This is a genomic window from Plantactinospora sp. DSM 117369 (assembly GCF_053764795.1).
Map to the genome: position 1 here is coordinate 5,430,720 of NZ_CM132446.1, position 14,289 is coordinate 5,445,008.

At 70.8% G+C, this 14,289-nt stretch carries 12 protein-coding genes and 2 pseudogenes; 5 read left to right on the forward strand and 9 right to left on the reverse strand.

Annotated elements, in window-relative coordinates; translation table 11 throughout:
* Window positions 1-13 precede the first annotated feature (13 nt).
* Window positions 14-364, forward strand: a complete 351-nt coding sequence (locus tag ACSMXO_RS23585; RefSeq protein ID WP_455413796.1) for an MmcQ/YjbR family DNA-binding protein — start codon at window positions 14-16, stop codon at window positions 362-364.
* A gap of 203 nt (window positions 365-567) precedes the next feature.
* Here the strand turns inward: ACSMXO_RS23585 and ACSMXO_RS23590 are convergent, their stop codons facing one another.
* Window positions 568-2,055, reverse strand: a complete 1,488-nt coding sequence (locus ACSMXO_RS23590; protein ID WP_455413797.1) for an MFS transporter — start codon at window positions 2,053-2,055, stop codon at window positions 568-570.
* Window positions 2,056-2,370: 315 nt separating this feature from the next.
* On the opposite strand from ACSMXO_RS23590, the gene ACSMXO_RS23595 reads away from it, so the two are divergent.
* A complete protein-coding gene (locus ACSMXO_RS23595; RefSeq protein ID WP_455413798.1) occupies window positions 2,371-2,961 on the forward strand; it encodes a TetR/AcrR family transcriptional regulator in 591 nt (196 codons plus the stop codon).
* 234 nt (window positions 2,962-3,195) lie between these two features.
* On the opposite strand, the gene ACSMXO_RS23600 is transcribed toward ACSMXO_RS23595, so the two are convergent.
* The 5 genes from ACSMXO_RS23600 to fabG form a co-directional block, all read right to left on the reverse strand.
* Window positions 3,196-3,774, reverse strand: a complete 579-nt coding sequence (locus ACSMXO_RS23600; protein ID WP_455413799.1) for a TetR/AcrR family transcriptional regulator — start codon at window positions 3,772-3,774, stop codon at window positions 3,196-3,198.
* Window positions 3,775-3,824: 50 nt separating this feature from the next.
* Entirely contained in the window at window positions 3,825-4,151 is a 327-nt protein-coding gene (locus ACSMXO_RS23605; protein ID WP_455413800.1) for a DMT family transporter, read from the reverse strand.
* Window positions 4,152-4,224: 73 nt separating this feature from the next.
* Entirely contained in the window at window positions 4,225-4,695 is a 471-nt protein-coding gene (locus ACSMXO_RS23610; protein ID WP_455413801.1) for a MaoC family dehydratase, read from the reverse strand.
* Window positions 4,692-5,864 (reverse strand): acyl-CoA dehydrogenase family protein, encoded by a 1,173-nt coding sequence (locus ACSMXO_RS23615; protein WP_455413802.1) that lies wholly within the window; start codon window positions 5,862-5,864, stop codon window positions 4,692-4,694. Before ACSMXO_RS23615 ends, ACSMXO_RS23610 begins: the two co-directional genes overlap by 4 nt.
* Before the next feature lie 20 nt (window positions 5,865-5,884).
* Window positions 5,885-6,643: a 3-oxoacyl-ACP reductase FabG gene (gene fabG, locus ACSMXO_RS23620; RefSeq protein WP_455413803.1), complete on the reverse strand. Its 759-nt coding sequence runs from the start codon at window positions 6,641-6,643 to the stop codon at window positions 5,885-5,887.
* 286 nt (window positions 6,644-6,929) lie between these two features.
* Here fabG and ACSMXO_RS23625 point away from each other — a divergent pair, with 286 nt between their 5' ends.
* The gene (locus tag ACSMXO_RS23625) at window positions 6,930-7,583 is read left to right on the forward strand and encodes a TetR/AcrR family transcriptional regulator C-terminal domain-containing protein (RefSeq protein WP_346256435.1); all 654 of its coding nucleotides are present in this window, start codon (window positions 6,930-6,932) and stop codon (window positions 7,581-7,583) included.
* 59 nt (window positions 7,584-7,642) lie between these two features.
* Here ACSMXO_RS23625 and ACSMXO_RS23630 read toward each other — a convergent pair whose 3' ends face one another.
* A complete protein-coding gene (locus tag ACSMXO_RS23630; RefSeq protein WP_346256434.1) occupies window positions 7,643-8,386 on the reverse strand; it encodes a GH25 family lysozyme in 744 nt (247 codons plus the stop codon).
* A gap of 347 nt (window positions 8,387-8,733) precedes the next feature.
* On the opposite strand from ACSMXO_RS23630, the pseudogene ACSMXO_RS23635 reads away from it, so the two are divergent.
* Window positions 8,734-8,850 (forward strand): annotated as a pseudogene (locus ACSMXO_RS23635) (integrase); the annotation flags it as partial.
* A gap of 82 nt (window positions 8,851-8,932) precedes the next feature.
* Here ACSMXO_RS23635 and ACSMXO_RS23640 read toward each other — a convergent pair.
* Window positions 8,933-9,475, reverse strand: a complete 543-nt coding sequence (locus ACSMXO_RS23640) for a dihydrofolate reductase family protein (RefSeq protein ID WP_346256433.1) — start codon at window positions 9,473-9,475, stop codon at window positions 8,933-8,935.
* Between the two features lie 62 nt (window positions 9,476-9,537).
* Between ACSMXO_RS23640 and ACSMXO_RS23645 the strand changes: the two are divergent.
* A pseudogene (locus tag ACSMXO_RS23645) lies at window positions 9,538-9,672 on the forward strand (IS630 family transposase); the annotation flags it as partial.
* Between the two features lie 53 nt (window positions 9,673-9,725).
* Here the strand turns inward: ACSMXO_RS23645 and ACSMXO_RS23650 are convergent.
* Window positions 9,726-14,225, reverse strand: coding sequence for a trypsin-like peptidase domain-containing protein (locus ACSMXO_RS23650; RefSeq protein ID WP_455413804.1), 4,500 nt, complete (start codon window positions 14,223-14,225; stop codon window positions 9,726-9,728).
* Window positions 14,226-14,289 lie beyond the last annotated feature (64 nt).

Below are 14,289 nucleotides of genomic sequence, written 5' to 3' on the forward strand. Positions count from 1 at the left end.
AGGGAGGACGCTGGTGACCTGGGCCGAGATGCTCGCCTACTGCCTGGCCAAGCCGGGCGCCTGGCAGGACGAACCGTGGGAGGGCGACGTGGTGATCAAGGTGGGGCCGAAGATCTTCGCCTTCCTCGGCCAGGAGTCGCGGTCCAGCGTCGGCGTGAAGTGCGGACCGAACCGGGACGTGGCCGACGAGTGGCTGCACCGGTTTCCGGAGGACGCCTCGGTGATGGCCTACATCGGCCGGTCCGGCTGGAACACCCTGCGGCTCGGCGCCGGAATCCCCGACGACGAGTTGCGGGAGGCGGTCGACGCCTCCTATTCCGCGGTCGTCGCCAAGCTGCCGAAACGCGACCGCCCGACGACCTGACGACCGCCCGACGACCTCACGACCTGACGACCGCCCGACGACCTCACGACCTGACGACCGCCCGACGACCTCACGACCTGACGACCGTCCCACGACCTGACGACCGCCCGACGGCCCGACCGCCGCAGCGGGAGGCCGTCGGGCGGGCCGATCCGGGTCAGCCGTTGGTTGGCGCGGGCAGTGCCGGCCCGGCGGGCACCGGGTCAGCCGTTCGCGGGCGCCGGCAGCGCCGGCCCGACTACCCCAGCGGGGACCGGGCTGTCGGCCCGGACCGGCTGGTCGGGTTCGGACCGGCGGAGTTCGCGCACGGCCCGGCGACCGGAGGGCACCAGCAGCGCCGCCACCATCGCGGCCAGGGAGAGCACGGTCAGCATCGCGAAGCCGTGCGTGAAGCCGGCCTCCCGGGGCAGCCCGCTCGGCTGCGGGTTGGCGGTGACGACGCTGCTCATCACCGCCGCACCGATCGCGCCGCCGATGGTGCGGATGTTGGCGTTCATCCCGGTCGCGGCCCCGGTCTGGCTGGCCGGGACGTTCCGGACCACCAGGTTGGTCATCGAGGAGAAGGCCAGGCCGATGCCGAGGCCGAAGAGCCCGGCGGCGAACCCGATCTGCCAGCGCGCGTCGTGGGCGAACACCAGGCAGGCGCCGGAGAGCGTACTGAGCGCGGTACCGGTGGCGAGCTGGGCCCTGGCGCTGAACCTCGGCTCCAGCCGCCCGCTGACCAGCCCGGCCACGAACATGGTGACCAGCATCGGCAGCATCAGCAGGCCGGCGGTGGTGATGCTGGCGCCGAAGCCGTAGCCGGCGCTCGTCGGCGCCTGCACGAACTGCGGCAGGAAGGCGTAGATGGCGAACATGGCCGCGCCGTAGAGCAGCGCCACCAGGTTGGTCGTCCAGACGCCGGGGTGGCGCATCATCCGCATGTCGATCAGCGGGTTGGCCGAGCGGCTCTCCACCACGATCCAGCCGACCAGGCCGGCGACGCCCAGGGCCAGCAGGCCGAGTACCCGGCCGGAGCCCCAGCCCCAGGCGGGCGCCTTGCTGACCCCGAGCAGGAGCGCGACCAGCCAGCCCGCCAGGAGTACGGTGCCGGGCCAGTTGATCCGGCCGGCGGTCCGGACCGGCGACCGGGGCACGAACAGGTACGCCGCCAGCGCGGTCGCCGAGACGACGATCAGCGGAATCCAGAACAGCCAGCGGTAGTCGAGCGCGCTGACGATCGGTCCGGCCGCCACCACGCCGAGTCCGCCGCCGACGGCGATGATCGCCGACATCGCGCCGATCGCCGAGGACATCCGGCTGGCCGGGAACTCGTCCCGGATGATCCCGAACGAGAGCGGGAAGACGGCGCCGCCGACACCCTGCACCACCCGGGCCAGCAGCAGTACGCCGATGTTCGGGGCGAGCGCGGCCACCAGCGAGCCGGCGGCGATGGCGACCAGCGAGGCGACCAGCATGCGTTCCTTGCCGACCATGTCGCCGATCCGGCCCAGGATCGGCGTGAAGATCGACGCCGACAGCAGGTACGCGGTCAGCACCCAGGTGACGGTGTTGGGCGAGGTGTGCAGGTCGTGCTGGATCGTCGGCAGTACCGGACTGATCAGCGACTGCAACATCGCGAAGAAGCCGGCACCGGCGGCGAGGACGGCGAAGGTCGCCCGCCGGGAGGCGGGACGGATGAACCGGGTCACGGATGGATCTCCAAAGTGTTGGTGCTGCGGGGTCCGGTCGGGCCTCGCTGGCCGGACTTGGCCGATCGGGCGCACTCCGGCCGGTACTCGACGATTCCGGTCGCCTGGGCGGTCCGGTCCCGGCCGTCCGCGTCGGGCGGACGGTCCGGTTCGCCCCGGCTACGCGCGTCGTTCCGGTCGATCGCGCTGCCGGGCCCAGCCGAGGTACGGTATGCGGAGGCACGGCTCCGGTATTCAGAGTTCCGGAGGGGTGCCTCCGCATAAACGTAGCGGAGGGATGCCTCCGCTTGCAACCGGAACGGGGTGACGCCTGCCATGACCAGCTCCGGTTCGGCGTCCGCCAACCTCGCCCGCCGTCCCAAGCGGGCGGATGCGCGGCGGAACTACGAGGCTCTGGTCTCGGCCGCCCAGGAGGTGTTCGCCGAGCACGGCGCGGCCGGCTCGCTGGAGGAGGTGGCCCGGCGGGCGGGAGTCGGCATCGGCACCCTCTACCGGCACTTCCCCACCCGGCGCGACCTCTTCGAGAGCCTCTACCTGGACGAGGTCGAAGCACTCGGCCGCACCGCCGCCGAACTGGCCGACCAGCCGCCCTGGGAGGCGCTCGCCGGCTGGCTGCGCCGGTTCGTCGGATACACGGTGACAAAACGGGCGCTCGCCGAGGAACTGTCCCACGATTCGGAGTTCTTCCAGAGCTGCCGGGTCGAGATCTACACGGCCGGCGAGCCGCTGCTGGCCCGGGCCCAGGCCGCCGGGGTCGCCCGGGCGGACGTGAGCTTCGACGACACGGTGCGGCTACTCAGCGGCATCACCAAGGTCCAGTACGCCGACCCGGGGCAGTTGGACCGGGTACTCGGGATCGCCCTCGACGGCCTGCGCGCCCCCGGATCCAGTACCCCGGGCCAATAGCGGACTGCCGGACCCGTCCCGGACTGCGTGCGCGGGCCACCCAAGATCCTCGGCAAGTTGAGGTGCGCAGCGAACCACAGTTCGCCGAGAATCTTGACACGCCGGGGCACGGGGGCGGGGCGGGGGACGGCGTCCGCACAGCCGGGCGGGTGTGAACCGATCGGAGAGGCAGCCGAGGACCGCCGGGCGAAGGCGGTCCGGCCGACGGCCGGCCGACCGGCTCTGGACAACAGGTCAGGATCGAGGGGTGGCGAGGCAGCGGATCGCGGCGGTCAGTGCCGGACTGTCGAGGTCGGTGTCGGTGACCAGAGCCTGGAGCATCGCTCCGTCCAGCAGCGCGACCACGGCCCGGGTCACATCCCGGCCGAGCCTCGGTTCCAACAGGTCGCGGAAGCCGTGCAGCCAGGCCTCGGCGAGCGGGCGCAGCGCGGGATCACGGGCCGCCGCAAGGTAGAGGTCGTACTCCAGCCGGACCCGCTGCCGGTCGGTCAGGTACTCCTCGACCAGCCCGAGCAGGGCGTCCGGAAGGTCCTCGGCGGCGTCGAGCCGGCCGGCCCAGGAGCGCAGGTCCGCGCGGAGCGCCTCGGTGGCCAGGGCCAGACCGGCCGCGACCAGGTCGTCCAGGGTCGGGAAATAGTAGGTGGTGGCGCCCAGCGGCAGGCCCGCCCGGGCCGCGACGGCCCGATGGGTGGTCCGGGCGATGCCCAGCTCGGCGATCACCTCGATCGCGGCGGCGGCCAGCGCCGCCCGGCGCGCCTCCGGGTCGCGGCCGCGCTGAGGGCGCCGTCCGGTCGATGTGCCACTCCCACCCATGCCGGACCCGGAAGTGGCCTTCGGGTCCGGCGACCTCGACCGCCGGCCGGTCAATGTGCCACTCCCCCACCCACGTTGAGCACCACGACCCCGGCGACGATGAGGCCGATCCCGGCGATCTTGGTCAGGGTGACCGGCTCGCCGAGGAAGGTGGCGCCGATCGCGACGATCGCCGCCGTACCGAGGCCGGACCAGATGGCGTAGGCGACGCCGACCGGCACCTGCCGGACCGCCTGGGAGAGCGCCGCGAAGGAGACCAGATAGCCGGCGAGGCAGGCCACCGTCGGCCAGAGCCGGGTAAACCCGTGGGTCGCCTTGAGGGTACTGGTGGCGAAGACCTCGGCACCGATCGCCGCGAACAGGAACAGGTACGCCACCACGACACCCTCCGACCGGTCTTGTACAGAAGTACTAGTACGACTGTACAAGACCGGTCCCGACGATGCGAGATCAGCCCGGCTCCTCCTCGGCGTAGAGCCGGGTGACAGTCTCGGCGACGCAGCACGGCTTGCCGCCCCGCTCCGGCTCGACGGTGACCCGGGTGACCACCTGCACCCCGCCGCCGGGCACCGGATCGACCTGGAGCAGCTCGGCGCTGACCCGGACCGCCTCACCGGTACGCAGCGGTGCGGGGAACCGCACCCGGTTCAGCCCGTAGTTGATCCCCATCCGGATCCCCTCGACCCGGTAGAGGTCGCCTACCAGCACCGGCAGCAGGGAGAGGGTGAGGAAGCCGTGCGCAACCGTCGTCCCGTACGGGCCGGCGGCCGCGCGCTCCGGGTCGACGTGGATCCACTGGTGGTCGCCGGTCGCGTCGGCGAACGCGTTCACCCGGTCCTGCTCGATCCGGTGCCACGGGCCGGGGCCGAGCTGCTCGCCGACCGCTCCGGCGAGTTCCGTCAGCGAGGCGAAAGTCCTCATTCCAGGTGCCCTCCGAGCTTGGTGTAACCGCGGAGCAGGTCCCGCGAGATGATCAGTCGTTGCATCTCGTCCGTGCCCTCGAAGATGCGCAGCAGCCGGACCTGCCGATACCAGCGCTCGATCGGCAGCTCCCGGGTGTAGCCCATGCCGCCGTGGATCTGCATCACCCGGTCGACCACCCGGTTGACCATGCCCGCGCCGTAGAGCTTCGCCATCGAGCTGGCGTGCCGGGGATCGCGGCCGGTGTCGACCGTCCAGGCAGCCCGGAGCACCAGCCAGCGGGCCGCCTCCAGCTCGGTCTCCGAGTCCGCGATCATCCACTGGATCGCCTGGTTGGCGCCGATCGGCTTGCCGAAGGTCTGCCGGGTGTTGGCGTACTCGATCGCCATCCCCAGGGCGCGTTCGGCGATGCCCAGCGCGTGCGACGGGATGATGTAGCGCCCCTTGCCGATCCAGCGCATGCCGAGGGCGAAGCCCTGGCCCAGCTCGCCGAGGATGTTGCGGTGCGGCACGCGTACGTCGTCGAAGACCAGCGACGCCGGCCCGCCCTCCCCCATCGTCTGGATGGGTTCGGACTTCCAGCCCATCGCCCGGTCCACCAGGAACGCGGTCGCGCCGCCGTCGTGCACCCTGCGGTCCGGGTCGGTCACCGCGACGACGATGGCGAAGTCGGCGTCGTTGCCGTTGGTGATGAAGGTCTTCTCCCCGTTCAGCACCCAGTCGTCGCCGTCGCGCCGGGCCCGTAGCCGGATGTTGGCCACGTCCGAGCCGGCGCCCGGTTCGGTGATGGCGAAGCAGGAGATCCGCTCACCCTCGATGGTCGGGATCAGGAACTCCTCGCGCTGCGCCGCGTCGGCCTCGAAGAGGATGTTGTCCGCCTCGCCGCCGAACCGGAACGGTACGAAGCTGCGCCCTATCTCGGTCCAGATCAGCGACTGGGTGACGGCGGGCAGGGCCATCCCGCCGTAGTCCTCCGGGGTGTCCAGCCCCCAGAAACCGAACGCCTTCGCCTTGCGCTGGAGTTCCCGCAGCTCGTCGCGGCGCAGTCCGGGCTGGTGAGCCCGCTCCCGGCGCAGCACCTCCGGCTCCAGCGGCATCACCTCGTTGCGGATGAAGGCCCGGGCGGTGTCCCGGATCGCCCGCTCCTCGTCACCGAGCGAGAAGTCCATGGTGTCGTCCTCCCCTCGGGTTAGCGCGCACCACCGTTGACATAGAGCGTCTGGCCGCTGACGTAGGAGGCGTCGTCGCTGGCCAGGAACGCGATCACCGCCGCGACCTCCGCCGGCTGGCCGACCCGGCGCAGCGGGGTCTGCTCGGCCGCGTACTTCTGGTGCTCGGCGGGGGTGGCACCGACCCGCTCGGCGGTGGCTGCGGTCATCGCGGTGGCGATGTAGCCGGGCGCGACGGCGTTGACGGTGATGTCGAAGGGACCAAGTTCGATCGCGAGGGTGGCGGTCAGCCCCTGCACCCCGGCCTTGGCCGCCGCGTAGTTGACCTGGCCCCGGTTGCCGAGGGCGGAGCGGCTGCTCAGGTTGACGATCCTGCCGTACTTGGCCGGCACCATGTGCCGCTGCGCCGCCTGACAGCAGTGGAACATGCTGGTCAGGTTGGTGGTGATCACCGCATCCCACTCGGCGGCCGGCATCTTGAACAGCAGGTTGTCCCGGGTGATCCCGGCGTTGTTCACCAGCACGTCGAGCCGGCCGTACGCCGCGACGATCTCGTCGAAGGTGGCCGACACCGCCGCGCCGTCGGTGACGTCGCAGCCGTACCCGGTGGCCTTTCCGCCGGCCTGGACGATCTCGTCGGCGGTCTGCCGCGCCCGCTCGGCGGCCAGGTCGACGACGGCCACGGTGGCCCCCTCGGCGGCCAACCGCCGCGCGGTGGCCGCCCCGATCCCCTGGGCCGCACCGGTAACGACGGCGATCCGATCGGCGAATCTACCCACGTTGCACTCCTCGCTGGTGGATTCGGGTGACCTGGAGGGGCGTCTCCGCGCGAAGCGCCGCCTTCCGGCACCCGGGCCGGCGGTGTCCCGGCCGTTGCCCGTTAAACTAGCGCTGGAAGTTTTTCCGCGCCAGTCCCCGACCGTCCGCGCCAGTCCCCGACCGTCCGCGCCAGTCCCTAACCGGCCCGGACGCCGGACGGGTCCGGACCGCCGGCAGACCAGAGACAACCGGACGCGTCCGGCCCGCGAGCGGATCCGGGCCATCGAGAAGGAGGGCGAACCGAGGATGCCGCGACCCCGCCAGGCCCTGTTGAGCCGGCAGCGGATCGTCGACGCCGCCGCCGCACTCATCGACGCCGAAGGGCTGGAGGCGCTCTCCACCCGCCGCCTGGCCACCGAACTCGGCGTACGCGGCCCGTCCCTCTACAACCACTTCGCCACCAAGGACGAGATCCTCGACGCGGTGGCCGACGCCATCACGGCGAAGGTGGACGTCTCCTACTTCGCCACTCACGACTGGCGGGACGCACTGCGGCTGTGGGGGCACTCCTACCGGCAGGCGCTGGCCGCGCACAGCAACATCGTCCCGTACCTGGCCCAGGGGCCGGGGCGGCGGCCGGCGGCGCTGGCCATGGCGGACGCCGTCTACGGCGGGCTGGTCAGGGCGGGCTGGCCGCCGGCCCGGGCCACCCACATCGGCGCGCTGATGCGCTACTTCGTCGCCGGTTCGGCGCTCGGGTCGTTCGCCCGGGGCTTCGTCGAGGACCCGCAGCTCTACGCCGCGCACTATCCGCATCTCGGCCAGGCGCACCGGCTCGCGGAGCACCAGCAGAGCGTGGACGAGGGCGCCTTCGCGCTCGGTCTGGACGCGCTGATCGACGGGCTGGCCCGGACCTACGAGCGGATCGTCGGCCCGCTGCCACCGTTGCCGGCAAGCTGACCGGTGTCACCGTAGCGGCCGGGGGTTTGCCGCGCCGGTGACACCGCGCCAGGTGTCTCTCAGGTGTTGTTGGCCAGGGCCAGCAGCCGGTCCCGGGCGCCGTTGAACCAGTCCCGGTCCACCGCGCCGGAGATGCCCGGCACGCTGCCGGTCGAGGTGTACTGCCACATGGTGTAGAAACCCCAGCCGGCGGGCAGGGCGCCCGGCGCGCTCGCCCAGCGGGCGATCCACAACGGACTGGTGCTGGCGAAGCCGGAGTAGTTGCCGGTGCAACTGCTCCACCAGCTCGTCGTGGTGTAGATGACGGCGTGCCGGCCGGTACGCGCCCGGTAGGTGTTCAGGAAGTCCCGGATCCAGGCGACCATGCCGCTCTGGGACAGGCCGTGGCAGCCCGCCTCCAGGTCGAGTGCCCCGGGCAGGGTGAGGTTGTCCCGCGACCAGGCGCCGCCGTTGCTGGCGAAGTAGTTCGCCTGGGCAGCGCCGCTGGACGCGGCCGGGCGAGCGAAGTGGTAGGCGCCCCGGATCACTCCAGCACCGTGCGCGGCCGGATAGTTGGTGTTGAACCGCGAGTCCTTGAAGGTCGTGCCCTCGGTGGCCTTGATGTAGGCCCACTGGATGCCGGCGTTGCGCACGCTGGTCCAGTTGATCGCACCCTGGTAGTGCGACACGTCGATGCCGGGGGTCGTCGCCGCCTGTGCGGGGGTGGCGGTGACCGCGAGCGTGGCGGCGACCAGCGCGGCCACGGTGAGCACGGAGCTGAGCAGGTGTCTCGGGCGGGTGGCCCGGCTTCCGGAGGTGCTCATCGATCCTCCCGATGGGGGTGTGGAGGGTATCGACGCCCATGTTTGGAGATATCTGTCTATGATCACAAGTGGTTACGAAGTTAATTTTCGCCATCAGTCCGGCGACTCTTCGGCACAGCGTCCGTCGTGGCCGGCCCGCAGCGCGCAGCGCCGGCCACCGGGCAGGTCGCAGCAGACCCGATGGCGTACGTGCGGCGCGTCCTCCGCACGGACCGTGGCCTCCCCCTCCCCCGCCTCGATCTGCGGCAGGAAGCCGAGCGACCGGGCGAGCGCGTACGCCAGGTCGACCGCCCCGGCCAGGTCGGCGCTGGTCGCGGGAAGGTGGATGACGTACCGGGGTGCCGGGGCGCAACGCCAACGCCCGCCACCCCGACGTCCTGGCCGCCCAACGACGCGAACGCGCCCGGATCCGCTCCGAACGCCAACACCGATGGGGTCAGACCCCGGCACGGGCGGCGGCCTGACCAACACCGTCAACGTTCCTGGTCAGAGCGCTAGACGTCAGGTGTCCGCTGCGTGCTGATGTCAACTGCTGGAGGGCTGCGCCTACTTTCGCACGCGGAAGCGGAGCATTGTGACGGCGCCCGACTGGGTGTTGCTGAAAGGTTCCAGGTCGATCCTGTCGAGGCTTGGGGGCGAGAAGCGGACACCGTCGCCGAGCAGCACCGGTAGGACATACACCAGGATCTCGTCGACGAGCCCGCGCTGCAGGCACTGGGCGGCCACGTCAGCACCGAGGATCTCCAGGTTCTTGCCGCCCGCGGCGCTGCGTGCCGTGGCAACGGCTTCCTCGATGTCACAGGTGAGGAACGTGACGGTAGGGTCCGGCTCGGCGGGAGGCTCGTGGGTGAGGACGAACTGTGCTCCCCCGTCGTAGGGGGTGTCCTGGTCGGCCATACGCTTGGCGACCTCGTACGTGCCCCGGCCGATGAGCATGGCACCCGTGGCCGCCATAACCTCCGGGACCGTATCCGCAGTCAGGTACTCGAAGATCCAGTCCATCGCGTGGCCAGGACCGGCGATGAACCCGTCCAGCGACATCGCCCTGTTCACGACCACTCTGCCGGTGCCGATGCTCACATCGCTCATGCGTCTTCTCCAAGGATTTTGGGGCCCGGGGCCGAATCATAGGCCGGTGGGGAGGGCGACGGCGGGAGTTGCACGCGTATCTGCGGTGGCCCAACGCGAACAACTGGCATCCGGATGTGCTGGTCGCGCAGCGTCGGGAACGTGCCCGGGTACGGAGTGAACGACACGTGGGGGCGTCCCAGTCCCGGGCTGCGTGACCAACCCGGTGATCGTCTGTGGTCACCGCACTAGGGTGCCTGGCTGTCACCGGTCAAAGAAGTACGGCGAAGGTCCGGATCAGTTCGGCCGCCGTGCCTGCCGCGTCGAGCACCCGCGCGACGACTGTTGCCGGCGGCACGCCGGAAAGCCACACCGCAGCGGCGACCAGCAGCCCCAACTTCCCGACGAAGAGCAGCCGCCGCATACGCCGCCCCGGCAGGTATCGCCAACTGTCGCCCAGCCCGCGCCGGGCCAGCCACACACCGAGGACGAGTACGGTCAAGCCGATCATGGCGGTGCGCGGCGGGAACGAGACTTCGACGAGCGCCGCGAGAGCCAGGTTCCCTTCGCGCAGAAGCCACGTCGGCATGTCGATCGCCACCGGAAGGTCTTCGATCACAGCCGGAAGATCCAGGTGCCATCCGCTCCAGACGGCACCTGCGATCAGTAGGCCCGCGTGCCAGGAGAGCGTTCGGCCCCGGCGGAGACTCCGACCGTGGTCTCCGGGCAGGATCGCGAGCCAGGCGACCACGGCCACGACCGGCGCGGCGAGCTGAGTTTGCAGGTCGACCAGCCGAGCCACCTGGTCCGACGGGTCCTGTCCGGCGAAGCGCGCTCCGATGAGCCCGCCGATCGCGATGGCGAGGTACGCGCGGATCAGCAACGAGCCCGCGTCCGTTGCGCTTCCCACGGCCAGGACCATCGGCTGTGCGGCCCGGCGTAGCCGTCTCAACCACTGACTCCGGCGGATCTGGCGGCTCTGGGCAGCCGCCTCGGGCAGTAGCGCCTGGGCCAGCGCGACTGCGGCGAGGCGTTCCGGCGGCGTACCCTCCTGTGCCTCGGTCACCAGCCGATGCCACCAGCGGCAGGCAGCCGGAATCCGCTTCCGCAGCAGCCGCCGCAGGGCTCGATCAGGATCGGATGTGCCGGTCAGTGCCGCCTGGACGCGGCTCGCTGCGTCAGCGCCGATCAGACCGGCGAGCCCTGTGGAGTCGTGGAGGTCACCAGCCTGGCTGTCCGGCGGAGGAAGGAAGAGACGGATCCGTCGGGCGTGGCGCCTGACCAGATCCTGGGCATCAACCGGCGTCGACTGGCCAGTCGGCTTCGCGGACGTGGCATCGGGCCCTTGCCGGGACACTGGTCGATCGACCGGCGGCAGCGACGGCGGAATCCGGATGCCGCGGCCATCGAGGTCGAGCGCGAGCGCGCTGACGCTCGCGATGATCCGGTGCCGGAGAGTACGGTCCCGGTTGCGGGCCTCCCTACGGAGTACTGCGTGAGCCTCACGTCGGCGACCGAACTCGCGAGCCAGCGTCCGGGCGATCCGGATGCGGGTCGAGCCGTCAACCCCCTCCTCGTGCAGCCAGGCCCGCGCGATCTCCAGGCCGGCATCGGCGTTGCCGATCCGGGGCAGTAGCGCGAGCGCGGCCAACCGCAGTTCAAGCGGGCCGGTCCGCGCCCACCTGCGAGCCATGTCGGCGGCCCAGGGCACGGCCTGCCGGTGCAGGAGGTTGAGGGTGGCCACGCGGTTGACCGGTATCACCGTCGGATCATCGGCCAAGCTACGCAGCAGGTGCGCCGCCAAGGCGTCGACGCCCGACCGCGCCAGAAGACGGGCGAAGGACAGCCGGCGGGCCCAACCTGCCTCGGGGTCGATGAGGTCGGGATCGAGCAGTTCCTCGGCTCGTGCCGGGTTCCGCCGCCACAGCAGTATCGCGCCGGCGAGAAGACGCTCCGGAACGGGGTTTCCGGGAGCGCCGAGGATCGACCGGACAACCTGGTCACCGGACCAGGCAGGATCGAATTCGGGCTCGACTACGTAGCTGGGGTGCCGATCGACCAACGCCCGCTCGGCGTCGGTGCTGTTGATTCGCTCGGTCAGCACGTCGAGCGCCAACCGACGCACCCCCACCGGGCCGATCGGACTGAGGGCCCGCTCCAGGAGCGCGAAGTCGGGCTCTTCGGGGGCGGCGAGCAGGTCGAGCAGATGAGCGGCCCGGTACATCTCGTGCGCCATCACAGTGGTGCGAATGGACAGCGAGAGGGTGCGTATCCCCGCCGGAAGCGCCTCCTCGTCGTCGATCGTGCCCAGTATGTAACCGGCCCACTGCCGAAGCTCGATGCTGGTGGACCGGTCGAGGCCGAGGTCCGCCAGAAGGTTCACCGCCTCCCGCACAGCGCTGACGCTCCCGATACCTGCGAGAACCTCGGCGGCCGCGATCCGCACCAACGGGTTCGCTCGACGATCCCGGGCCAGTCCGGAGATCTGCTCGGGGTCTCCAGATACGAACAACAGCGTGGAAAGGACGTACCGCAACGCCGCGCCGGCCCCCTCGTGCCAGACATGCATGGTGCGTAACGTCCGATGGAGCCGCGCGGTCACCTTCCTGGTGCCGTCTGGCGTCAGGCGCAGCCCGTCGTTCAGCAACGCGCAGAAGGCCAGCAGTCGCGGGCTCACCAGCCGAGGTCGTAGTGGATCCATCGGGTGAATCCGCCAACGCAGCGCAAGAAGTGGCGTCAACAGGTCCGACACGTCGTGTCCCTGCTCTGCCCAGCGGGCGAGCGAGAAGCTGGTGCGGTTGTCTGCACCGGTTCGACCGACCCGACGGAGCCACCAACGACGACGCAGGCCACGACGGACGATCTGGCCGGCCGCCAGGTATTCGGCGAAGCCCCGGTGGGTGAACATCAGTCGAGTCCCGGCCGGCATGATCAGGCCGGTGCTGAGCATCGCCGTGCGTACGGCCTCGGTCACCCCGTCCGTCTCGTCGGCCGCCGCACGCACCGCCAGCCACGCCAGCGCGTAGCCCAACACCTCGTCGTGGTCGCCGTCGACCACCGCGGCGGCAACGTCCTCCAGGCAGCGTTCTGTCTCCTCGAAGAAGCGGGCGATGGGTTCACGTGCCGCCGCGCCGATCAGCGTCGCCTCGTCGAGCAAGGCGTCCCGCACCGTCGCGCGGCGTTCCCGGGCGAACATCAGATTGTGTACGAAGCGTCCATAGAGCGCGGCGCGGCTGGCGGGGAGTTCCACATCCGGCTGACGCTCGAAGACCGCTGCCGCGATCGTCGCCAACAGCGGCACCCGGACCAGTCCACGCAGACGGCGACGGTGCACCTCCGCGAGGAAGGCGGCGGAGTTGGCGGCGGCGGCCTCGGGCGTACGGATTCCGAACCAGCGTCGGGCGAACAGCCGGACGTCGTCCGCGTCGAACGGCCGTAGTTGATATTCACCGAGCCGGGCCTGATCCCCGATCCGGTCGACGTCGTGGCGCAGCCCGTCGAAGTCGCTTCGCATCAGCGGACGGGTCGTGATCAGGAAGCGCCAGCGGTCGCCGTACTCGGCGACCCGGCGTGACAGTAACGCGATCAGCCGCTGCCGCTTCTCGACGTCGACGACCTCGTCCAACCCATCGACGAGCAGCAGCCACTGCACACCGGGCACGGATTCCGGATCGAACACGGCGTCCGGAAGATCCCGGTCGAGGTAGGGCCCCAGGTCCTGGCGCGCTGCCTCGGCGATGGTATGCAGCCAGGGGCGGGCGGTACCCAACGCCGCCGCCGGTAGCCGGATGGTCAGGACGGCGCCGAACGGCGCGTCCGTGGAACGGTCGGCATTCAACCACCAGGCGCTCGTCTGGTGCACCAGGTGCTGGAGCAGCGCCGACTTCCCGGTGCCAGGACCGCCCACGAGGAGCAGGTGCCGGTGCCGGCGCACGACGTCTTCGATCCGCTCGGCCCCATGCTCGGTCCACTCGGCCTGCGGGGTCAGTCCACCATGGTGCAACCGGGGTTGCGTCCATTGCCGGACGTAGACGTCAGAGAGCCGAGGCACCGGTCCGGTGACGACCCGGTACGGCGGCGACTCGCTGGCTGCCACCTGGGCCGTGAGCAGGGCGTACAGCCCGGTTCCCGGTGCGGGTCGGAACGTCGGGACGGTTGGCCGGGCCGGCCGGCCCAGGAGTGCGGCATGCCGCTGCCGAGCCAACGCCAGATCGGTGGCCTGGACGATCCAGCCTCCTCGGCTGTCCCGCTTGTCGCGGGACGCCTTCACCACCCCGTAGACCTGCCCGGTGGTCTCGTCGAGCGCCGGAGCGCCGCTGAGCCCGTCGACGATCTCGTCGTTCTTCACCCGGAGGAACTGACCGGATCGCCCGGCGAGTTCCAGTTTGAGAGTGTCCTCGGCGACCTGTTCGTGCGGGGTTGCCCGGCTGAAGCCGTACGCTGTCAGGTGGTTTGGCGTCGAGATCGAGTCGCCCAGTCGGACCACCGGGTGGTCCGGAGCCCGGGAAAGCACGATGAAGGCGAGATCCGGATGGGCGTAGAACCGCCCCCTCCCCCGCTCCGGCGGATCGAGCACCACGACGACAGCCGACAGGTGATGCTCCCGCCACCGCACGGTCAACTGTCCCTGAACCCCCGACACCACATGGGCACAGGTGACAACGATCCGGTCTTCGAGGAAGAATCCACTGCCCAGAAAGTCGTCCGCCGACCAGATCGAGACCACCGCCCAGCGCGCCAGTTCCGCCGGTGACGAGGCCAGTGCAGCCATGGCGCTCCCTCGGAATCTCCGCTGGCGACAGTGCGGGAACTCTATGGTCGCCGGCCAGGCCCCG